The organism is Butyrivibrio sp. M55, from assembly GCF_900116865.1.
Taxonomy (GTDB): domain Bacteria; phylum Bacillota; class Clostridia; order Lachnospirales; family Lachnospiraceae; genus Butyrivibrio.
The window spans coordinates 219250-241397 of sequence record NZ_FPCD01000002.1 but is presented as its reverse complement, the minus strand read 5'-3'; the positions used below and the strand labels follow the sequence as shown (position 1 = coordinate 241397).

General features: G+C 41.9%; 17 protein-coding genes. 1 reads left to right on the top strand and 16 read right to left on the bottom strand.

Going from position 1 to position 22148, the window contains the following annotated elements:
* Positions 1–46 precede the first annotated feature (46 nt).
* The 12 genes from scfA to lepA all read right to left on the bottom strand — a co-directional run bounded on the left by scfA (position 47) and on the right by lepA (position 15889).
* Entirely contained in the window at positions 47–193 is a 147-nt protein-coding gene (gene scfA / locus BM398_RS03500) for a six-cysteine ranthipeptide SCIFF (RefSeq protein WP_034462031.1), read from the bottom strand.
* 86 nt (positions 194–279) lie between these two features.
* The gene (locus BM398_RS03495; protein WP_255367642.1) at positions 280–1521 is read right to left on the bottom strand and encodes an HlyC/CorC family transporter; all 1242 of its coding nucleotides are present in this window, start codon (positions 1519–1521) and stop codon (positions 280–282) included.
* A 79-nt stretch (positions 1522–1600) separates the two neighbouring features.
* A complete protein-coding gene (gene hisS, locus BM398_RS03490; protein WP_026655478.1) occupies positions 1601–2866 on the bottom strand; it encodes a histidine--tRNA ligase in 1266 nt (421 codons plus the stop codon).
* A gap of 88 nt (positions 2867–2954) precedes the next feature.
* Positions 2955–4907, bottom strand: coding sequence for an EAL domain-containing protein (locus tag BM398_RS03485; protein WP_092336431.1), 1953 nt, complete (start codon positions 4905–4907; stop codon positions 2955–2957).
* Positions 4907–6862, bottom strand: coding sequence for an EAL domain-containing protein (locus tag BM398_RS03480; RefSeq protein ID WP_092336430.1), 1956 nt, complete (start codon positions 6860–6862; stop codon positions 4907–4909). The genes BM398_RS03485 and BM398_RS03480 overlap by 1 nt, the downstream gene beginning before the upstream one ends.
* A 90-nt stretch (positions 6863–6952) precedes the next feature.
* The gene (dprA, locus tag BM398_RS03475; RefSeq protein ID WP_092336429.1) at positions 6953–8116 is read right to left on the bottom strand and encodes a DNA-processing protein DprA; all 1164 of its coding nucleotides are present in this window, start codon (positions 8114–8116) and stop codon (positions 6953–6955) included.
* On the bottom strand, positions 8116–9684 hold the full coding sequence (locus BM398_RS03470; protein ID WP_092336428.1) for a YifB family Mg chelatase-like AAA ATPase: 1569 nt from the start codon (positions 9682–9684) through the stop codon (positions 8116–8118). The genes dprA and BM398_RS03470 overlap by 1 nt, the downstream gene beginning before the upstream one ends.
* A 165-nt stretch (positions 9685–9849) precedes the next feature.
* Positions 9850–10911 carry a type IV pilus twitching motility protein PilT gene (locus BM398_RS03465; RefSeq protein WP_092336427.1) on the bottom strand — a complete coding sequence of 354 codons (1062 nt, stop codon included), beginning with the start codon at positions 10909–10911 and terminating at the stop codon, positions 9850–9852.
* 79 nt (positions 10912–10990) lie between these two features.
* Positions 10991–12112 (bottom strand): HD-GYP domain-containing protein, encoded by a 1122-nt coding sequence (locus BM398_RS03460; RefSeq protein WP_026655485.1) that lies wholly within the window; start codon positions 12110–12112, stop codon positions 10991–10993.
* 97 nt (positions 12113–12209) lie between these two features.
* Complete coding sequence (yfbR, locus tag BM398_RS03455; protein WP_026655486.1) at positions 12210–12803, bottom strand: 5'-deoxynucleotidase; 594 nt, start codon at positions 12801–12803, stop codon at positions 12210–12212.
* A 41-nt stretch (positions 12804–12844) separates the two neighbouring features.
* Positions 12845–14002: a radical SAM family heme chaperone HemW gene (gene hemW / locus BM398_RS03450; RefSeq protein WP_092336426.1), complete on the bottom strand. Its 1158-nt coding sequence runs from the start codon at positions 14000–14002 to the stop codon at positions 12845–12847.
* 54 nt (positions 14003–14056) lie between these two features.
* Complete coding sequence (gene lepA, locus BM398_RS03445) at positions 14057–15889, bottom strand: translation elongation factor 4 (RefSeq protein ID WP_026655488.1); 1833 nt, start codon at positions 15887–15889, stop codon at positions 14057–14059.
* A gap of 166 nt (positions 15890–16055) precedes the next feature.
* Here lepA and rpsT point away from each other — a divergent pair, with 166 nt between their 5' ends.
* Complete coding sequence (rpsT, locus tag BM398_RS03440; RefSeq protein WP_026655489.1) at positions 16056–16319, top strand: 30S ribosomal protein S20; 264 nt, start codon at positions 16056–16058, stop codon at positions 16317–16319.
* An 84-nt stretch (positions 16320–16403) separates the two neighbouring features.
* Here the strand turns inward: rpsT and BM398_RS03435 are convergent, their stop codons facing one another.
* From BM398_RS03435 to BM398_RS03420, 4 genes are all read right to left on the bottom strand, one after another.
* The gene (locus tag BM398_RS03435) at positions 16404–17315 is read right to left on the bottom strand and encodes a putative ABC transporter permease (RefSeq protein WP_092336425.1); all 912 of its coding nucleotides are present in this window, start codon (positions 17313–17315) and stop codon (positions 16404–16406) included.
* Positions 17316–17337: 22 nt separating this feature from the next.
* On the bottom strand, positions 17338–18279 hold the full coding sequence (locus BM398_RS03430; protein WP_242949751.1) for a TIGR03943 family putative permease subunit: 942 nt from the start codon (positions 18277–18279) through the stop codon (positions 17338–17340).
* Between the two features lie 14 nt (positions 18280–18293).
* On the bottom strand, positions 18294–19559 hold the full coding sequence (locus BM398_RS03425; RefSeq protein WP_092336423.1) for a CobW family GTP-binding protein: 1266 nt from the start codon (positions 19557–19559) through the stop codon (positions 18294–18296).
* A 79-nt stretch (positions 19560–19638) separates the two neighbouring features.
* Positions 19639–22047, bottom strand: coding sequence for a coiled-coil domain-containing protein (locus BM398_RS03420; protein ID WP_092336422.1), 2409 nt, complete (start codon positions 22045–22047; stop codon positions 19639–19641).
* Positions 22048–22148: the final 101 nt, after the last annotated feature.

Genomic DNA, 22148 nt, shown 5'->3' with positions numbered 1-22148 from the left:
GCGACCATGGCCGCTGCCCGCCTAATTTTACTTTAATTAAACAATATTATTTGCTAAGCTGCTCACAGCTCTGATTTCCAACTGTGCATGATGTCTTGCATGCTGACTGGCATGATGTCTGGCACTCACCGCATCCGCCCTTCTTCATTGATTCTTTAAGATTTCTTGTAATCAAAGACTTAACGTGCTTCATCGATTTTCCTCCTACTGATTGCCTCAAAATACTTATAGTTTCTGAGCCTTATACATCGACTCAGTATATCATATATTTCTGAAATATTAAAGTGTTTCTTTTTGTTCCTTCGATAGTTCGCAGTTGACTGTCATAAGCACTTTCGTGATCCTGTTTCTCTTGATTCCGCGCGCTGTAAGCGTTATTCCGCTGTCAAGAGTGACCGTCTCCCCGTAGCTTGGGAGCCTGTCAAGATTCTCTATCATCAGACCGCCGATAGAATCGTAATCTTCTGATGAAAGATCGGTTCCGAGAGCATCATTGATATCTGCGAGCTTCATATTTCCTTCCACAAGGTACTTCCTACCGCCTACATTCTTTATGAGCTCAGCTTCATCCGAATCATACTCATCCCTGATCTCGCCAACTATCTCCTCAAGAAGATCCTCAAGCGTTATCATTCCCACAGTAGAGCCATATTCCGAAAGAACAAAGGCTACGCTCCTTGTTTTTTCTCTCATTTCCACAAGAAGATCTGATGTCTTCTTGTATTCATATGTGTAATAGGCCTTTCTGATGTGGTCTTTTACCTTGAAATTCTCTTTATCCTTGATAAGAATCAGGTCTTTTACATTTATAAGACCAATGATGTTATCCTGATCGTTTCCGTCATACACAGGAATTCTTGTGTACATATCCTCTTTGAATACGCGCATTACCTCTGTATAATCGGCATCCGAACTCACACAGCTCATATCGATCCTGGGAATCATTATGTCTTTTGCAAGCGCGTCGCTGAAATCAAAAAGATTAAAGATGATCTTCTTCTCATCACTTTCGATAACACCGTCTTCATGGCTTACATCAACATATGTCTTAAGCTCATTTTCGGTTACCTTCTGTTGCTTGTTGGTATCGATCCTGAAGATCTTAAGTAATGCAGTCGCTATCCCATTAATAACAAAGCTGAACGGAACCATAAGGATCATTACGGTCTCTATGAGCGGCTCATACAAAAGAGCCATGTTCTCCGCATATGCCTTGGCTATTGTTTTCGGAATGATCTCACCAAATATAAGAACTACCAAAGTAAGTGCTCCGGTTCCGAGTCCTATGTAAAGATTGCCCCACATATCCGTGACAAACACTGTCATAAGCGCAGAAGCACTCAAGTTTACAATATTGTTTCCGATAAGGATCGCAGAAAGCATCTTCTGCGGATCGTCATATATCGCAAGGATCCGTCCCGCCTTTTTATTCCCATCATCTGCAAGAGCCTTGATCCTGACTCTGTTGATCGTCATGTAAGCTGTCTCCGCGGATGAAAAAAATGCAGACAACAGAACCAATAATACCAAGGTGATTATTCTGACTAAGTGGGTGTCCAATCACATTCCTCCTCTGAGAACCCGGGCCGCTCTGCCTGTCTTATTCAAGCGGCTTGTCATAAAAGTCCCTAAACTCCTCATATCCCTGCTCTGTAAGGCTCTGCTTCTGGAATTTCTTGTTCTTATTCATACGTACAACAAGAACCTGCTTTCCTTCAGCCCTCTCCTTCTGTGCTTCGGATATGATCTCTGCAAGTCTGTCGCCCTTTATACCTTTTTCGATAAGGAAAGCAACTTTTGTGCTCGCGCCGGGAATCTTGAATCCTTCATCCATCATTATCATGATGATTCTCTCAAATCCGATTGAGAAACCGCAAGCAGGTGTATCCTGTCCAAGGAACTTTCCTACCATCTTGTCGTATCTTCCGCCGCCACCGCAGCTTCCGCCGTACTGAGGCATGGATACTTCAAAGATTGTTCCCGTATAATACGACATTCCTCTTACAAGCGTGGGATCGAATACCATCTCAAACTGTGCCGACTTTGTCTTCTCAACACTGTCGATGATCTCGGTAAGACCTTCACTGACCTCAGCGTCAAGATTATCACTGATCTTGTCTGCAACGGCCTTAAGAGCATCAATTCCGCTCTTTCCGCTTATAAGTTCAAAAAGCTCGATATACTTATTTACAGAATCGGCATCATAACCGTCCTTAATAAGTTCTTCCTTTACTCCGTCAAGTCCGATCTTATCCATCTTATCAAGTGTGATGAATACGTCATCGTACTTCTCCTCAGGGAATCCGCTGTATGCAGCCATTGCCTTGAGAATCCTTCTGTCATTGATACGTATCTTGAAATCCTTGAATCCAAGATTTCCGAGCGTTGTGGTTGTTGCAAGAATAAGCTCTATCTCAGCAAGATTTGAAGGCTCTCCCAATATATCAATATCGCACTGCATGAACTGACGGTATCTTCCCTTCTGGGGTCTGTCGGCTCTCCATACATTTCCCATCTGAAGTGCCTTAAAAGGAGCCGGAAGTTCATTTGCATGATTTGCATAAAAACGAACAAGAGGAACCGTAAGGTCATAGCGAAGTCCTGAATCCGTAAGGTCGTTCTCTTCCTTCGCCGTAGCCAGGTTAAGCTTTTCTCCTCTCTTCATCACCTTGAATATAAGCTTCTCGTTCTCTCCGCCCTGCTTACTGTTGAGGTTTGCAAGTGACTCAACACAAGGTGTCTCTATAGATGTGAAGCCAAATTCAGCATATGTCTTCTTAATAATACCTATACAATAGTCTCTAAGTTGCATCTCGGAAGGAAGAATGTCCTTCATTCCGGTAACCGGTTTCTTTATCAGTGCCATACTTTACCATCCTTAAATTATAATCAAGCATAAATTTTACACTCACTAAGCCCCCATTGCAAGGAAATACTGATTGGGTACGTTTCCCTTAATTATTATTCTGCAAAAACTCAAGGAACTGATCTTTCGGCATTGGCCTTGCATAGAAAAAGCCCTGAATATGGTCGCATCCAAGCCTGATTATCTGCTTTGCCTGCTCGCCCGTCTCAACTCCCTCAGCCACTATTTCTTTTCCGAGGCTCTTAATTATCTTTATCATATTATACATGATCATGTATGAATTCTCTGATTCAAAGGCAGCCTGAACGGTACTCTTATCAAGTTTAAAAATCTTGACCGGCATATCGGCAAGTCTTGAAAAATTCGAATATCCCGTTCCGAAATCATCCATGGAAAAAGTGATTCCCGAACTCATAAGCTTGCTGATATTCTGATCGATCACGGACGTAACATCTTTATCCCAGGTCTCCGTTATCTCAAGATTTATCCTCGAAGGCCCGATGTTATGCTCTTTCAGGATCTTAAGAATACTCTCGGCAAGATTGGTCTGAATGCAGTCGACAACGGAAAGATTTACTTCAACATATTCAAGGCCGTAACTTACCGCCTTCGTAGTTGCCAGCATCTCACATACAGATGAAAGCACAAATCTGTCGATTCCAAGAACCGTTCCGTTCTTCTCAGCTATCGGCATAAATACGGCTGGAGAAATATAGCCCGCCCTAGGATCCTTGAGCCTTATAAGCGCCTCACATGAAGAAAACTTTCCGGTAACAGGCGAATAAATAGGCTGATAATAAACTTCCAGCAAGCCGTTATCAAGAGCATGGCGCACAAGATTTCCGATCTTTTTATCATATTCGATATGCTTAAGATTAAGGTCCGACACCCTGAGCACATATTTACTGTCCCTAGAAAGTGCCTTGTACATCATATTACTTATCTCATCAAACCGCTCTATCGTTTTGACATCATCCGGAAACCCTATCGCGCTTGTACTTACATCAAAGCCGACTTCCAAGTCTCTTAATTTAAATGGCTCTTTAAACCTCGCCTTTATGGCATCCGAAAGCTTGTCGATATCCTCCGAACTTGATTTCACATCAGGAATGAGCAGGGCAAAAAAGCCGTCTCTTGGGAAAAATACTTCCGCTCCGGAACAGGACTTTTTCAAAAACTCGGTCATCTGCCTCAAAAGATCGGAAGCCGCTTCCACCGACTCACTTCCGATTGTTATGGGAAGTTTATCCACTCTTATTTCCATGAGTGTGAACGTCTTTTTTTGTAAAAGCTTTGTATATACCGCGAAATTCAGGGCATTTTTTGTACCGACTCCGGACATCCTGTCCACAAATTCACTCGGATTCTGGAAAGTAAAAACGCACAACAAAAGAGAAATCGCAACACTGAACTCAAACACAGTCCCCGTCCTGAATATAATCCTCATGGGAACTCCAAGGAGCATCAGAATGTAGTACGTATAGATAGCCATCGTCTTTTCGCTCGCCAGGACTCTTCCGTATTTGAGCATAAGATATGACGCAAAGACAAGATATAGAAATATTCCGATACTTACAAGAATCTCATTTGGAAAAAAATAGATAATCTCGCCGTTATGATCAAAGTAATAGAAAAAGTCGGTAAAAAATCCCAACAACAAAATAAGAATTGTAAACACCGTGGGCAATATTATGACAAGTTTTTTCCACAACTTGTTTAATTGCATCCCAAAAATAGCCATAAGATACAGGATGGAAAAGAATGCGACAAGATACGACATCACTTTTTCCACCATGACCACAAAGCAATTCATCTCGTAAGTCAGGCAATCTTTCATCCACCTGTTGTTCACCCACAGAATATGAATTAATCCCATCACATTAAGAATCGTTCCGACTATGATCAATCCGCCAAAGATACGACTCTGCTTTCCGTAAGAGAACTCTTCCGAAGAATATATGATTATGATAACTGCCATCAGCACAAGTGCCGATATCGATAAGCAAGCATCATAGTTGTTCGGATCGGTTAAAAATCCCATCAATACCCCTTTTCAAAATACTCATCAATCCTGTTCACGTATGAACTGTCATTTACCGGTTTTCCCATGTAGTTACCTATAAGATAATCGCACCCGATTTCTTCAGCTATATCCTTGTCCTCAGCTGTATCCACACCCGAAGCACACACAAACAGACTGATATCGTGAAACATATTGACCAGCCCGCTTATAACGTTCATCATCCGTTTTGATTTGCCTGCCATTTTGATAAGGCTCTTTGCAAAATTTATCTGAACCACCGGAAGAGAGATTATTCTCTCGATATTTCCGTATCCGTTTCCGTATTCGTCAACTATAATGTTTACATTGATATCACCGAGCATCTTAAGATTTCTTTCAGCCACATTATTCATTGTTGTTATAGCTGTCTCTGTGAGCTTTAAGCTGATCCAGGATCCTTCAACTTTTTCTTCTTTGAGAAGTGCCTTAAACCACCTTAAAAAATCTGTTCTTGATATTCCCGCCTGTGACATCGGGATGATAGCTCTGTACTTACCGTTCTTATCTCCGGCATTCCAAAAAGACAAGACTCTCAGCGTATTTTTTAAAACATACTCATCGATGTCGATAATAGTCTGAGTAGATCCGGTATCTTCTATATACTTTCTTACCTCAACCTCTCTCTCGTTATCGTCATATATATAGCAGACCGCTTCAGCCGTGTAATCGATCCTGTAAATTTTGGAAAGAATAGGTCTGAATTTAACGATTGCCTTTTTCTCGGCAATATTCTTCTTTGCAAGAACTTCATAGTCATACGCGCCAAGCTTTTTCTTGAAATCTATCTTGTCAATATCGATCACGGCATCTGACCACTGTGCCACATCATCGCTTATAAGCTCAACTTTCGACATAAGCTCCGCAAGATTGCCGTACCTGTCCGGATAGCTCATCATAAAGCAATGGCACTCGGCTTTTATGGTCATATCCATATAATTCCAAGGTTCGCGGATTCTGGCCGCAATCTTATACATGAGAGACTCGGCTCTTTTTTTATCATTTGTATTTACCGATATCGCAAAGATATTATCGCTGTATCTGTAAACATATGTGACAATATTCAGCTCTCTTCTTCCCACTTTTTTAAGATAACCGGCAATCGTCTTGATAACGCCGTCTGCCTGATTATTACCGATCTCGGAACTAAGGGCTCTTACATTGTCTATTGTCACAAAAACTATATAATGCGGAGTTTTCTTTTTTATCTTAAGACCAAGTGACTCGAAAAAAGCTCTTCTGTTAAGGACATTTATCCTTCCGTCCACCATTTCACTCGGATTCTGAAGAGTTATAAATACCAGGGTTATACTGATCGTGCTGAGGAAATTTTCTATAAGAAGCTGCGGATAGCGGTACTGCAGATAGATTCCCAAAGCGACAAAACCAACATGGGTAAGAATGATCACCTTGGTCTTTCGTCTCATCAGATTGCTGTATTTCAGCGTCAAAGTAACTCCATACACAATGTAATAAAAAGCTATCAGATAAAATCCGATTATGAGACTGCCTCTAAAATATATTCCATTTTCGTCATAGCCAAACAAAAGCGGGCTGAACCAGTTCATTATGACCGTTATGATTCCTATGACATAGCCAAGATACACAACAAAGAAGCCCTTAACGGATTTCGTGTCATAAAAAATATCAAGAACAGCCATTATGTACAGCAGGTAGCAAAGTCCCGATCCAAGATGAGCAAGAAAATAAAAACTTCCGCAGACCATCTCCGCATAGTGATACCATGCTCCCTCATACGGATTCATCTGCAGGAAAGTCTCTATTCTCTCAAAAAGAGTTGACATAAATACAGCAAAAAGAAGCAGCGAATAAACTTTCTCTCTCGATGACGGAACTCTTTTTCTAGACAGAGAGATTATTCCAATCGTTGCCAGTATACATAACGCACATGTGTCAAAGTAAAAATTGTATTGCATGGAAAACTCCGTAGCTTCTATTTTTAAATAAACACAACAGATAACATTATTATACGTCAAAACGTAATATTTTCATACGATATACAATAATTAGCCAAATTTCTTCATGTAATATGAACCCGTCTGAGTGATAAGCCCCTTCCCGCACATATCAAACAACTCCTTAAGAAGGTCCGGAACCGCGATATCTATGCCGACCATACTAAGCTTGTCAGCTATATAGGAAAAAGAAACAGGCACAGCGTCAAGCAGATCAAGAATCGCTTTTTCTATATGCGATGCACAGGCTCCGCTCCGGTCATCATTAAAGCTGTGCGTATCCGCCAAAGAATCTTTTCTGTAATTCCATGACGCAAGTCTTTCTATCACGTCATCAACATCAAGCACAACTCCCGCTCCCTGGCATATAAGGCGGTTACAACCGTCGCTTAACCTGTCCGTTACTCTTCCCGGAACCGCAAGAACCTCCCTCCCCTGCTCAAGTGCAGTATCTACGGTTATCTGCGTCCCCGAATGAAGTCTTGCTTCCACAACCACGACAATGTCGGACAATGCGCTTATTATCCTGTTCCTCATAGGGAAAAAAGATGCTTTGGGCATAGTTCCCGGCGCATACTCCGAAATGATTCCTCCGTTTAGTGAAAGTTCCTCGTAAATTTCCCTGTTTTCATCGGGATAACATATATCCGCGCCGCACCCTACAACAGCGTAGGATTTTCCTCCGGCGCACAATGCCGCTTTCTGGCTTACGCCATCAACGCCCCTTGCCATTCCGCTTATAACCTTAACTCCCGCAAGCGCCAATCCTCTTCCGAGCTGCCTCGCCATGTACCTGCCGTATTCTGAACAAAGCCTCGCTCCTATTATTGCAACCGACGGACTGTCGTCTCCCGGAAGTTCCCCTTTTACATAAATGGCAAATGGGGGATTGGGGATATTCTTTAGCTTCTCTGGAAACCGCGGATCTATCCTTGATATAAACTTTATGTCACTCTCTGCAAGTTTCTTTTTCTCCTTAGCAAAATCCCAAGTGTCTCTTGTATCCAAGACCGCCGAAACCTGCTTTGGTCTCAAAATTTTCTTAAGCTCCGCCTCTCCCATCTCATATATTTCCCTGCATGTCCGTCCTCCGCATAAAAGTCTGTCAGCAGAGACATTTCCTATGCCCGGAGTTGAAAAAAGCCAGTGGGCATAGTCATTTTCCGTTATATTCTCTGATTTATTTTCTGATACTTGTGCTTTTGCTGTCTGCATCAGCCTTCCTCCTGTCTCCAATATTTTCCGTCTGTCATCCTGTAGCTGACAGCCTCCATCAGATGTATCTCTTTTATCATCTCCTCGCCTTCCAGATCGGCTATTGTCCGCGCGAGCCTGAGAACCTTATGATAGGCTCTGGCACTTAGATCCATGGAGCAAAAAGTCTTTTCCAAAAAAGCTCTCTCCCTCATATCAAGCTTGCAATACTTTCTGATATCCGCAGGCGTCATCTCAGAATTGAACTTAAGATCCGTTCCCTTAAACCGCTCTTCCTGTTTCTTCCTTGCCAAAAGAACTCTTTCTCTCATGGTCTTACTTGATTCATTACAGGTATCACTCTTCCCCGAAAGCTCCCTGATATCGACTTTGGGTGCTTCTATGCATATATCGATTCTGTCCAATATGGGCCCCGATATTCTGCCAAGGTACCTTCGAATCTCATTTGACGTGCACTTGCATTTATTCCTGTCGGGATAATACCCGCACGGGCAAGGATTCAGCGCCCCTATAAGTTGAAAGTCCGAAGGGTACATGAAAGTTCCTCTGTTTCGCACGATATGAACCTTTCTGTCCTCAATCGGTTGCCTTAGCATATCAAGTTTTGTTCTGGGAAATTCAGGCATTTCATCCAGAAAAAGAATGCCTCTGTGTGCCAAAGAAATAGCACCGGGTCTTGGGATTGTACCACCTCCTACAAGCGACGCTTCGGTTATAAGGTGATGAGGACTAACAAACGGCCTCTTTGTTATAAGTGCCTTGTTTTCGCCCATCATTCCCGCAACCGAATAAATTGTTGAAACTTCTATGCTTTCTTCAAGGGAAAGACGCGGAAGTATCGTAGGAATACGCTTTGCGACCATACTCTTTCCCGAACCCGGAGGTCCGACGATCAAAATATGATGAAAGCCTGCCGCCGCAACCATCGCCGCTCTCTTGACGGCTGATTGCCCGTTGATATCTGCAAAATCCAGGCTCTCACTACTTTCTTCATCTTCGGAAAGAATCTTATCAAGATTTACTTTCGTCGGCTCTATAAGCCCGTCCCTTTCTCTTTCCGGTGTCGAAAGATACATGATAACTTCTTGAAGCGATGATACTCCGACAATCTTCATCCCGCTTACCACAGCACCTTCTCTGGAATTTTTGATAGGGAGGATAACTTTCTTGTATCCCGCTTCTTTTGCCTTTGTAACTATAGGAAGAACCCCTTTTACTTCTTTGATATCTCCGTCAAGTCCGACTTCACCAAGTACGACCGTATCATCGGTGCATCCCGGGCTGACCTCTCCTATTGCCTCCAATATTCCTACGGCAAGCGGAAGGTCTACCACAACGCCTTCTTTCTTGATATCTGCAGGGGACAGATTGACGGTTATCTTTGATGCGGGAATCTTTATACCGGCGTTTCTTAAGGCAACTTTTACTCTGTCACCTGCCTCTCTGACGTCGCCACTCATGAATCCCACCATGTTGAATCCGGGAAGCCCGGAAGATACATCCACTTCGATCTGCATCAGATAAGAAATAATTCCTCTGACGCCACCGGATGTAATAGAACTGTACATTTTTTCCTCTTTTCCGATATGAGCATAAACAAAAATAGGAAATTATACGCACAACGACCTGCTGATTATACAGCAGGTCGTTCTATAAAGTCTTTAAGGTTTTCTTAGTATTTCCTTAAGATTTTATGTAGTTGATTTTATCTTAACTTTTTGCCTCGATAATTATTATCTGAGCATTTTGTTCTGCATTGTCTCAGGATCCTGGGCAAACTGGAGGGCAGCTTCCCTTGTGATCTTCTGCTGCCTGTACAGCTCAATGATAGCCTCATCCATGGTTATCATTCCCTGTTTTCTGTAAGTCTGCATGTATGTAATGAGCTGATGATTCTTACCCTCACGAATAAGGTTTCTCACAGCGCTGTTTACGTGAAGAACTTCAAATGCCGCAAGTCTTGATGAACCGTCAGCCGCAGGAAGAAGCTGCTGTGAAATAACTGCTTCAAGCACGCTCGCAAGCTGGATTCTCACCTGTTGCTGCTGATGAGAAGGGAATACATCTATAAGTCTGTCCACCGTATTAGACGATCCGATCGTATGAACGGTAGAAAGAACAAGGTGTCCCGTCTCTGCTGCCGTAATAGCGGTACTTATGGTCTCAAGATCTCTCATCTCTCCGACAAGGATAACATCGGGATCTTCTCGAAGTGCCGCTCTCAAAGCATTGGCATATGAATTCGAATCGGTTCCTATCTCTCTCTGATTGACTATCGATAATCTGTGCTGATAAGTAAACTCTATGGGATCCTCAAGTGTAATTACATGTGCTTCCCTGTTGTTATTTATCATATCGATAATGGAAGCAAGTGTTGTAGACTTACCGCTTCCCGTAGGTCCCGTAACAAGCACAAGACCTCTTTTTTTCTTATAAAGATCAATAACAGTCTCAGGTATGCCAAGGCTCTCCGCTGTGGGAATCTCTGTTGCAACAACTCTGAAAGCCATCGCTATGGAGCCTCTTTGCTTAAAGATATTAAGTCTGAATCTACCAACTCCCATGATAGCGAAGGACAAGTCGTGCTGACCGTTCTCCTCGAGCAGCTGTTTCTGTTTATCATTTGTAACTTCATGTGCGATTTCCTGAGTGTCGCTCGGCATCATCTTGCCATAACTATCCATGGCTATGAGTTTGCCGTTAAGTCTCATCTTAGGCGGCACACCGACAGTAATATGAACGTCCGAAGCGCCTTTTAACTTTGCTTCCTTCAGGATTTCTTCAATTTTAGACATATACTTCCATCCCTGTTCTGATAAATTCTATTTGTACGTGTCGCAAGTACAGCTATATACCACAGCATAATCCGCACTTTCACACATACTCAGGCTCTTCCACGACAATACCAAGGCCTTTGACTTTGGACAGATCCATCATATATCTGTTATCCATAGTCTTCATAATATCTATAATCTCAATATCACCGTATGCCCTTCTATTCGAAAGGTCGATAATGCTGTTATCCTTAAAACTCAAAACAGTCGGACGCAGGAAATCAAGATCGTTGGTCTTGATAACCAGAGCTTTCTCACCGGTGTTAAGCTCAACGCTGACTCCCGGAACAAGAATGTTTATGGAATCAACAAGTGCCTGAACCACTCTTGGGTCAAAGACATCACTTCTCTGCATCATCCTTCTGATAACGAGAACTTCGGAAATAGGCGCATCGTCTACTCTCGCAGCCGTTTCCTTATCAAATATTCCCGCAACTATGAGAATCCTTGCAGATAAAAGAGTCTTGGAAATGTCCACATCATTTCCTTTTCTGTAGTCAAGAAGTACTTTTCTTGCCTGATTGCATGCTCTCTTTACATTCGGCAAAGAAGAAAATGCATCGTCAATGATAGGATAGCCCGCCATCTCATGGGCATCTATCGTATTTATCTCTTCAGGTGTACACTTAAGTTTGGACTGAAGTTCCGCAGAAAGAGTAAGTTTTCCGATATCATGTATAACACCGGCCATTACCGCTTCGTTCTGATCGGAAAGCGAAGCATTTAACGAATGTGCAATCATCGCAGAAATGATTCCCACATTCAGACTGTGTTTGTATATATAATCCTCGGTACTTCTAAGTCCCTGCTGGAAAGTAATCTTCTTTTTTAGATTACCGTAATTCTTTATTATCTGGGCACAAATATTAGGAAACTTCTCCTGTTTGTGCACCTTAACAATATGAGCAAGTTCCTCCATGATGTCGTGATACATCACAGTCTGAAAACGTTCAAACTCAATATCGTCCTGAGTCATAGGCGGAACAGGCTCTGCGGGTTCAAGAATAAACACACCAATAAGCCCAAAGTTCCTGATATTATCAATACTTTGCTCATCCTTAAGGACATGGGCCCTGTCATATAAAAGTGCGCCTTTCCTACTGTATATCGGTCTTGCTAGTCTCATCCCCGGTCTCAGTTCATCACACTTAATAAAAAGCATGGTAAATATTTCCTCCCTATATACAAAGCATAACACCCCAATTTATACACTAATTATCGCGCTATCATGCGGAAAAATCAATAAATAAAGTCTTAAGTTAAGTTAACTCATCCAAAGTATTTCCGTAAGATGAAAGGAACTCATTTACAAAATCAAGAACCTCGGGAAGCTCCATATACAGGCTTCTCACGGATTTTTCAGTACTTTCCTTCGCAGTTCTGAACTCATTGTTGCCGGCACTTGTTTCTGCCATACACTTGATAAGCGCGGATAATTTGTCTGCAGCTTTTACAAGGCGCCTCATATAGCGCTCATCTTCGCTGTCATCCGCCTTAAATACCTGTTCAAAAGAAGGCTTAAGATCGTCGGGAAGCTTTTCAAGCAGCTTATCATCCGCAATCGCCTCAACCTGCTTATATGCTGTTTTTAATTCCTTATTGTAATATTTTACGGGAGTCGGCAGATCTCCTGTAATGATCTCAGAAGCGTCGTGATAAAGTCCGACAAGAGCCGCCTTATTGGCATCAAGATGCCTTCCGTACCTTGTATTTCCTATAACGCAGAGAGCATGAGCTATCATGGCAACTTCCATTGAATGCTCACAAAGATTTTCCTGCCTTGTATTTCTCATAAGTGCCCATCTGTCTATATATTTCATTCTTGAAATAAGTGCAAAGAAATTGTAATTCATTTTTTATTCCCCCAAGTTATACATTTAGAATAAATATATCATCAAAGCAAAAAGTCCGCCATTACCGTATTGCAAACGTCAAGTCCCCGCTCGGACAATCTAAGATATGCCGCCTTCTCTTTATCACCGGTGATATTCATATCCTTATCACGAAGCTCAAGAAGCGACATCATAAGATATTTATCGATAACTTCATCATAGACATCAAATACTGTCTTTCCGAATTCTTTCTTAAAATCATCCGTCCTTATCCCTTCCGTAAGCCTAAGCCCAAGGAACATAAACTCTTCTGTCTGCGCCCTTACGGAAAGCTCTTCTCTGTCTCTTTTCATCCCGTCTTTGGATAAGCTCAGGTACTCTGCCATGTCACGAGTGTTGCTAAAACGCACATTGTCTACAAGAGACGCAGCGCCAAGCCCAAGTCCAAGGTAGTTTCCTCTTTTCCAGTAAACCTTGTTGTGCCTGCAATCAAATCCGTCTTTGGCATAATTTGATATTTCGTATCTGTGATATCCGTACTCATTAAGAATCTCAGCAGTCTTGTGATACATATCCCTGTCTGCGTCTTCTCCGGGAAGGTCAAGGTCCATGTCAAAAAACGGTGTTCCCTCCTCGATAATAAGGCTGTACGCCGAAATATGCTCAGGGCCTAACTTTGCCGCTTTATTAAGAGTATCCGTGTAAGATTCCACGCTCTGCCCCGGAAGCGCGCTCATAATGTCGATATTTATGTTGTCGAATTCCGCTCTCACCGCATCTTCGTAGGTTCTAACCGCAGTCTTTGAATCATGTATTCTTCCAAGTCTTCTAAGTTCTTCATCGTTAAAAGACTGTATGCCTATACTTAGTCTGTTAAATCCCGCATCCCTGTAGCTTCTCATCTTGTCAAAAGAAGCTGTTCCGGGATTAAGTTCAAGACTTATTTCCACATCTTTAGATAAAATATAATTCTCTTTTATATCGGCTAAAATATCACAAATATAAACCGCATTAGGCAAAGAAGGTGTTCCTCCTCCGAAGAACACCGTTTTTACCTCTCTGTCTCTATAATCGCCCGCACTCTCCTTAAGTTCTTTTGAAAGTGCCTTAAAGTAATCATCCATAAGGCTTTCTTTATCACCAAACGACAAGAAGTCGCAGTAAAGACACTTCCTGACGCAAAAAGGTATGTGCACGTATAAAGATAGTTCGTTATTCATTTAGTAATGCCTCATAAAACTTTCAAACAATAAAACCTGATTTTTTGCATCACATCAGTCTGTACTGTCAAGCTTAAGAACGCTTAAGAATGCTGCCTGCGGAACTTCTACGTTACCGATCTGGCGCATCTTCTTTTTACCCTCTTTCTGCTTCTCAAGAAGCTTCTTCTTACGGGTAATATCACCACCGTAACACTTGGCAAGGACATCTTTTCTATAAGCCTTTACTGTCTCTCTAGCTATTATCTTGCCGCCAACGGCTGCCTGGATAGGCACTTCGAAAAGGTGCCTCGGTATCTCTTCCTTGAGCTTCTCACACATCTTGCGTCCACGCTCATACGCGCCGTCCTTATGAACGATAAATGAAAGCGCATCGACTTCTTCTCTGTTGATGAGAATATCAAGCTTAACAAGATCCGATCTCTCATAGCCCTTGAGCTCATAATCAAACGAAGCATAGCCCCTTGATCTTGACTTAAGTGCGTCAAAGAAATCGTAAATAATCTCATTGAGCGGAAGTTCGTACTTAAGGATTGCTCTTGTCTGCTCAATGTAATCCGTACTTATATATTTGCCTCGTCTTTCCTGGCAAAGCTGCATTATAGCTCCGACATAATCGGTAGTTACCATAATCTCGCCGTTTACCATAGGCTCTTCCATGTACTCTATCTCTGTAGGATCGGGCAAATTGGAAGGATTGGTGAGATCAAATACCGTTCCGTCATTCTTGTGTACCTTATAAACAACGCCGGGCGCTGTAGTAACGAGGTTAAGGTCATACTCTCTCTCAAGTCTCTCCTGGATAACTTCAAGATGAAGAAGTCCCAAGAATCCCGCTCTGAATCCGAATCCGAGAGCCTGTGAAGTCTCAGGTTCATAGAATAAAGAAGCATCATTAAGCTGAAGCTTTTCAAGTGCATCTCTAAGATCTGAATAATGCGCCGAATCTGCAGGGTAAAGTCCGCAGTAAACCATCGGCATAACTTTCTTATATCCGGGAAGTGCCTCTGCGCAGGGGCTTGCAGAATCAGTTACCGTATCACCGACTCTGGTATCCTGAATATTCTTGATAGATGCCGTGAAGTATCCAACATCTCCGGCTGTGAGTTCATCGTTCGGAATAAATCTTCCGGGTCCGAAATATCCAACTTCAACTACTTCGGATTCTGCGCCGGTAGCCATGAAGCGTACCTTCATGCCCTTCTTAAGAACACCGTCTCTTACTCTTACAAATACGATAACACCTCTGTATGAGTCATATATACTGTCAAAGATAAGCGCTGTAAGAGGCTTTCCCGCATCTCCGTTTGGAGCGGGAATTTTCTGTACTACCGCCTCAAGAACTTCCTCTATTCCTATTCCGTTTTTTGCCGAAATAAGCGGAGCGTCCTGAGCCTCTATGCCTATAACATCTTCTATCTCATCCTTAACTTCCTGTGGCTGTGCACTGGGAAGGTCTATTTTATTGATAACAGGAAAAACATCCAGATCATGGTCGAGCGCCATATACACATTTGCAAGTGTCTGAGCCTCTACACCCTGCGTAGCGTCGACAACAAGAATTGCTCCGTCACATGCCGCAAGACTTCGTGAAACCTCATATCCAAAGTCTACGTGTCCGGGAGTATCTATCATATTAAATGTATATTCTTCTCCGTCCTTGGCCTTATATATCATTCTTACGGCCTGAGACTTGATGGTAATTCCTCTCTCCCTCTCAATATCCATATTGTCGAGAACCTGGTTCTGCATCTCTCTGCTTGTAAGAACACCGGTCTTCTCGATCATTCTGTCGGCAAGAGTCGATTTACCGTGATCGATATGTGCAACTATACAAAAATTTCTAATTTTACTCTGATCCACAAAGCTACCTCTATTCCTATTCATCTTTCATTACATCATCATATGATACCATGACAAAAGGCAAAAATCTATTGACAGTTTCTTGAAATTCATCTAATATATTTAACGTATGTAGCATTAACTGTCCGTGTCCGGCTTAATGCGCACACGAACTTACAAATAATAATCATATTATTTTTCGGAGGTAACTATGGCAAATATTAAATCCGCCAAGAAAAGAGTTTTAGTTAATAAGAAAAAAGCAGAAAGAAATCAGATGATCAAGTCAGCAGTTAAGACTGAGATCAAGAAAGTTAGAACTGCTATTGATGCAGGTAACAAGGATGAGGCTGCTAAGGCTCTTCTCGCTGCTACATCTGCAATCGACAAGGCTGAGTCAAAGGGTGTTTTCAAGAAGAACACAGCTTCAAGAAAAGTTTCTCGTCTTGCTCAGGCCGTAAACAAAATGGCTTAATTATTTTAAAAATGTGTATATAACAAAACCTCATGTCTTCTCACCGACATGAGGTTTTTTATTGCTTTGTTTTTTGTTCTGTTTTTATTTCTTACGAATGTTTGAAACCTTTTCTTTTATCTCTTCCAAGCTAAGCTTGAACTTCTCAGATACCATGCTCGGGTTTCCCTGAATAGTCTTTTCTCTGTACCACTCAAAAAATCCCTTTATAGGCTCGGGAGTAAGTTTGGACATAAGAATACGATACTTTGCATAAAGTTCGGCTATCTCATCCTTAACATCACTTACATAACCTGAGGGGTTCACGTTTATCTTTTCCCTTATCTTTTTAAACGAACTGTCAAGCGTTGCACTGAGTGCATCTACTCTCGTTTCAATTCCGCCTCTTACATTCTCACTCTTGGATGTAACAAGGGCATCAAGCCTCTTCTGCATCTTTCTCATCTCATCCTTGGCTTTCTCCATATAGATAAGAACGTCTCTAAGATCGAGAGCAGTCTTAAACGCTATCATGAAATCGCCGCCAAGAAGGAAAGTAACAATAAGAGTAGCTATAGAAAGCACGTGATAAGGAATCGCACGTACCATATGCTCTATCGGAATCTGGAAAAAGTGCGAAAACACTACCGTCAGGACTCCCCAAAAGAGTGTTGATTCAAGGCAGATATGTCCCTTGAAATTAAAAGGCTTATGAGAATAATCCCAGTATCTGACCTTAAACAACGCCTCCATTGTAACTCCGGTGATATATTCAAGCAGCGTTGCTCCGACACAGCCCGCAACATACACCAAAAGGATATTGCTGTAGAAGGGTTTTGATACGACAAGCATCATTACACCGCCGCATCCGTATAACGGCAAAAAAGGGCCTCTCATAAAGCCCCTGTTTACCAACTTTTTCTCTAAAATTGAAACATATGCAGATTCGAAACACCAGCCAAAAAAGCTGTAGAAATAAAACAGAAATAACCACTGTATTGGAAGATATTCAAACATATAAGCTCCTGTTTTACATATATTATTGCTGAGGATTAGAGAAATCAATTACAGGATACTCGGGAGCATCCGTCTTCTCTATAGAAATAGCCTCAAGAACCGGTCCTTCCCCGTTGTACTCGGGAACAAATTTCTTTGTAACTTTGGCAGTCACAAGAACCCATTCTTTTTCTGTAAGAGTATCTACTTTGTCATACTCACAGGCAAATCCAAGGAACTGCATGTCCTCTGCGCAACAAGTCATAGCCATTCTTCCCGGAACAAATCTGTTCTTAGGGAACTCCGGCGGTATAAGTACCATCGCCTTGAACTTAACGTTCTTTCCTTCATATCTATCAACATGCTCAAGTGCATCCAGATAGAACATTCCGTATCCGAAATTATTGAGCTCTATAGGATCTGCGTTAAGATCAAAAGGAAGATCCTCATCAAGTGTAACATCAACCTCGCCGTTCATATCTTCAAATATGATATCAGCCTTCTGGTTAATTGCTTTTACATTTCTCTTAAACGAAGCAAGATCGCTTATTCCGTCACATCTGTTGAACAGAATAAGATCAGAGTTTCTAAGCTGTTCTGCCAAAAGAGACTTCATATTATTGAAATACAACTCAAAATTAGAAGCGTCTATAACAGTGATCTGCTGTTCCAGATTCCACATAACGGGAAGCTTCAAATTCTTAAAGTTCCACATTCCGTTGTACTCGATAAGAATACGTTCCGGATTGTACTTGGCATCAAGCTTTATCAGATTATCGGGATTAAGCTCTTCTTCATCTTCTATCTTCTCAAGAATAGTATTCGTAGACTTAAGAAGTTTCTCTTCATAATCATTCTCACCCTCTTCACACACCAAAAGAAGAGTCTTACCTCTGGTCCTGAAATAAGGCTGAGCTATTGTATAACGGAAAAAATCAGTCTTTCCGCTGTCAAGGAATCCATTGATAATATATACCGGTTTCAATTTCTTTCTCCTTATCAAAGTTTGCGGAAAAGCTGTTCAAGCTTATCTTCATTAAGGCCTGAACCGATTACGCAGATCTTTCCTGTAACATCGGCAGCGCCGCTTCTTACATCAGCTTCGCCGGGAACATAGTCAAATTCGATCCATGTGCCGTCTGTTGCGGGAACAACACCCTTAGAACGAAGAACAATTCCGTAATCAGAGTCTTCATCAAGCTTTTCAAGCATATCCTTGATCTCGTCAGCCGTATACTTAACGGGAGTTTCCATTCCCCAGCTTGTAAATACCTCATGAGCCGCATGATCGTGGTCATGTCCGTGGCCATGACAGCAGCAATGATCGTGCTCATCTTCATCCTCATCGTCGTGATGGTGGTGGCAGCAATGCTCATGCTCGTCTTCTTCCTCATCGTCGTGATGGTGGTGGCAGCAATGCTCATGCTCGTCTTCTTCCTCATCGTCGTGATGGTGGTGGCAGCAATGTCCGTGCTCCTCTTCATCTTCATCGTCGTGATGGTGGTGGCAACAATGCTCATGCTCGTCTTCATCATCGTCGTGATGTGTTCTGTATACTACCGAACCATCCTCATTAACCTCTTTGTGGCTTCCGTGATGATGGTGGTGATGGTGATGTTCCTCAGCTTCTTCCATTACAAGCCTAAGAAGCTCTGCCTCAAGATCGCTGTTTCCCTCAAATGTATCAAGGATCTCTTTTCCTGTTATCTCATCAAGAGGAGTTGTTATAATGGTAGCCTTCTCATTATGGCTACGGATAAGCTTAACCGCCTCCTCAATCTTCTTCTGATCCGCCTTATCTGTTCTTGAAAGAATAATGGTTCCGGCATTTTCAATCTGATTAATGAAGAACTCACCGAAGTTCTTGATATAAACCTTAGCCTTAGATACGTCAACAACGGTAACAGCGCTGTTGAGTTCCATATTGTCGTCTGCGTCTGCAATATTCTGAATCGCTCTCATTACATCTGAAAGCTTACCAACTCCCGAAGGCTCGATGAGAATTCTCTCAGGAGCATATGTTGTCATAACTTCCTTAAGAGATGTCTCAAAATCTCCTACAAGTGAGCAGCAGATACAACCTGAATTCATCTCTGTAATCTCTATTCCGGACTCCTTCAAAAAGCCGCCGTCGATACCAATCTCACCAAATTCATTTTCGATAAGAACAACCTTGGTTCCGTTAAGCGCTTCCTTAAGAAGTTTCTTTATAAGGGTGGTTTTTCCGGCACCCAAAAATCCTGATATAATATCAATCTTTGTCATTTGTACTCCATTCCGCACATGTTAGTCTGTGCTACATCTACTACAACAAAGTATATTCTATTAACACAGTATCAAAATGTCAAGGAAGTGCTATATCACTACTCTGTTCGATATTTTCACTTTGATTTTCGGCTTCTTCACTGCTTTGCACAGATGCATCTTCCTCATTCAAATCTTTTGCCGCTTCGCTCTTTTCGGCAGTCTCCGCATTTATTTCAGCTGTTCCTTCTTTATTATCATCTATAGAATCCGCTTTTTCTTCCGTCTTATCAAAAGAAGCTTCGATAGCACCTTCGTTCTGAGTAACTTTCTCATTTTCGCCATGAACATCTTCTTTTACATTCTCAGATACTGAAGCTTCCGAAGAATCCGAAAGATCACCGCTGTCATCATCATTATCTGCCGGTTCCTCATAATCCTTTATCGCATCAAGACGCGACTTCATCTCATCCTCACTGAGACTGAAGCCTCCAAGCGACGCCGCTGCACCTCTTGTAACCATACGGTTACTTGTTCTAAGCGATCTCGATGCATTTATTGCAGGCACCGTCGAATTATATCCCGAATACCTGCCGTTAAACTTAATATGTGCCGACACAACCTGACCGTGTGCATAACCACAGGAAGGAGAATAACCTTCAACATAGCTCTCATTTTTGTTACACACCATTATTGTCTGCGTATTAACTCTTTGTATGACACCGTCTCTTTCTTTTGCCTCTTCAATCGAATATACCGTTTCTTCATGCCATGAATTGGTATTGTTAAACCTTGCTCCACAGTGTTTGCACTCATAAGAAAAGACCGGTGTTCCGTCTGAGTAATCTTTTACATGACTGCGACGCCTCGTATCTTTATTTGTACTGATAACATATATATTTCTTGTTGTATAGCACGCATCGGTATGTCTGTGATATACGGGTGTCGTGTAACATCCGCCGTATCTATCCGCTAAAACATAACTGTCGCCGCAAGCCTGTCCTCTTCCGTCTTTATGATAGTGATAATCATACTCGATACTTGCCGCGGTATCACCGGAATCGATAACAACCTGTGCAGGTATGTTCTCTATGGCTCTTACAAATTCCATAAATGTGGCATCCTCTTTTATCTTTACACCCTTAGTGAGTAATGCGGATGCCAAAAGCTTTTTACCATTACTCACACGCTGAAAAACCTGGTCGAGCTTGTTGTTTATTCCTGCTGATTTCGCATCGATATAGCCCTTAATACCATCCATATTTGTGCTTATGTTTTTGTTTATGTCGGTATTGATATTGGTAATTCTCTGGTCAATCTTATCGCCTCTTGCCTTGCTTTCCGAATTGTAGTTTTCTATCTTTTGACCAAGCGCATCTCCGCGCGCTTTGCTTTCCGAATTATAATTTTCAATCTTCTGCCCGAGTGCATCGCCAATTGCCTTATTATCCGAATTATAATTCTCAATTCTTTGTCCAAGAGCTTCGCCTATAGCCTTATTGTCCGAATTGTAATTCTCAATCTTTTGACCGAGGGCATCTCCACGCGCTTTGCTTTCCAAATTATAATTTTCAATCTTCTGTCCTAGTGCATCGCCCATTGCCTTATTATCTGAATTGTAATTCTCGATCTTTTGACCAAGTGCATCGCCCATCGCCTTGTTATCTGAATTATAATTCTCGATTTTTTGGTCAAGCGCTTCTCCCATCGCTTTATTCTCGGAATTATAATCATCAATTTTTTCATTGATCTCTTTTCCGAGAGCTTCACTCAAAGATTCGAATTCGCTCTTTAAATCCGAAACAGAATCCATATTTCTTTTTTCAAGTTCCTTATCAAACTCTGTAAGCTTCTTAAGGAGCTCCTCATATCTTGTAAGTGAATCCGTTGATATCTTGTCGTCACCGTTCTTCACCTCGGTTCTGATCTCATTATCGAGGTCTTCCATCAGCTCTTTATTCTGCTTCTTTACATTTTCATATTCGTTTTTTATGTTCTCGAGCTCTATTCCTATCGCATCAAATTCCTTGGCTGCCTTTTCTCTTGTCTCGCCGTTCCCGTTTTCGATAAGCTCTTTAAGGCTCTCAATTCTGGTTTCCGTGCTGTTTACCGAAGTATGAATATCTTTTAGATTCGTACCAAGTCCTGAAACCTTCTCACTGACTGCATCTGTATTTTTATCACCCTCAAGACGGTCATTCTTGGTCTTTTCATAATAAGAATCAATTCCCTTCTGATTCTTAACGATCATCTTATCAATATCCGTCAGGTAATTATGAAGTTCATCAAGCTTCTCAGTAGTCTTTTCGTTATTCTTGTTTTCCTTCTGCACCACCTGATCCCTTGCGCTCGCCGCAACAACGGGAGTACTCATATAGATAAGTCCTCCGCACAATACAAGCGCGATAACAACCGCCACAGTTACAACAAAAGTGTCGTGTCTTCTAAGTTTCTTCATAAGCAGTTTGACTGAATTATTCTGCTTTTCCCAACGTTCTCTTAAATTCATTTCGTTCCTTTCCATACTCATCAAGCACGGAAAAAAGCAGACTTATACCGCGCCAAACAGTAATAAATAATATTGATTAAAAAATGTGGAATTATCCCGGA

Bases quoted from the DNA above. Each gene is read 5' to 3' on its own strand.
- BM398_RS03420 (WP_092336422.1), bottom strand. From the start codon at position 22,047: ATGAATTTAAGAGAACGTTGGGAAAAGCAGAATAATTCAGTCAAACTG.
- BM398_RS03470 (WP_092336428.1), bottom strand. From the start codon at position 9,684: ATGTACAGTTCTATTACATCCGGTGGCGTCAGAGGAATTATTTCTTAT.
- BM398_RS03485 (WP_092336431.1), bottom strand. From the start codon at position 4,907: ATGGGATTTTTAACCGATCCGAACAACTATGATGCTTGCTTATCGATA.
- hemW (WP_092336426.1), bottom strand. From the start codon at position 14,002: ATGAATAACGAACTATCTTTATACGTGCACATACCTTTTTGCGTCAGG.
- dprA (WP_092336429.1), bottom strand. From the start codon at position 8,116: ATGCAGACAGCAAAAGCACAAGTATCAGAAAATAAATCAGAGAATATA.
- BM398_RS03435 (WP_092336425.1), bottom strand. From the start codon at position 17,315: ATGTTTGAATATCTTCCAATACAGTGGTTATTTCTGTTTTATTTCTAC.
- scfA (WP_034462031.1), bottom strand. From the start codon at position 193: ATGAAGCACGTTAAGTCTTTGATTACAAGAAATCTTAAAGAATCAATG.
- rpsT (WP_026655489.1), top strand. From the start codon at position 16,056: ATGGCAAATATTAAATCCGCCAAGAAAAGAGTTTTAGTTAATAAGAAA.
- BM398_RS03460 (WP_026655485.1), bottom strand. From the start codon at position 12,112: ATGCTTTTTATTAAGTGTGATGAACTGAGACCGGGGATGAGACTAGCA.
- BM398_RS03465 (WP_092336427.1), bottom strand. From the start codon at position 10,911: ATGTCTAAAATTGAAGAAATCCTGAAGGAAGCAAAGTTAAAAGGCGCT.
- hisS (WP_026655478.1), bottom strand. From the start codon at position 2,866: ATGGCACTGATAAAGAAACCGGTTACCGGAATGAAGGACATTCTTCCT.
- yfbR (WP_026655486.1), bottom strand. From the start codon at position 12,803: ATGAATTACAATTTCTTTGCACTTATTTCAAGAATGAAATATATAGAC.
- BM398_RS03480 (WP_092336430.1), bottom strand. From the start codon at position 6,862: ATGCAATACAATTTTTACTTTGACACATGTGCGTTATGTATACTGGCA.
- BM398_RS03425 (WP_092336423.1), bottom strand. From the start codon at position 19,559: ATGACAAAGATTGATATTATATCAGGATTTTTGGGTGCCGGAAAAACC.
- lepA (WP_026655488.1), bottom strand. From the start codon at position 15,889: ATGAATAGGAATAGAGGTAGCTTTGTGGATCAGAGTAAAATTAGAAAT.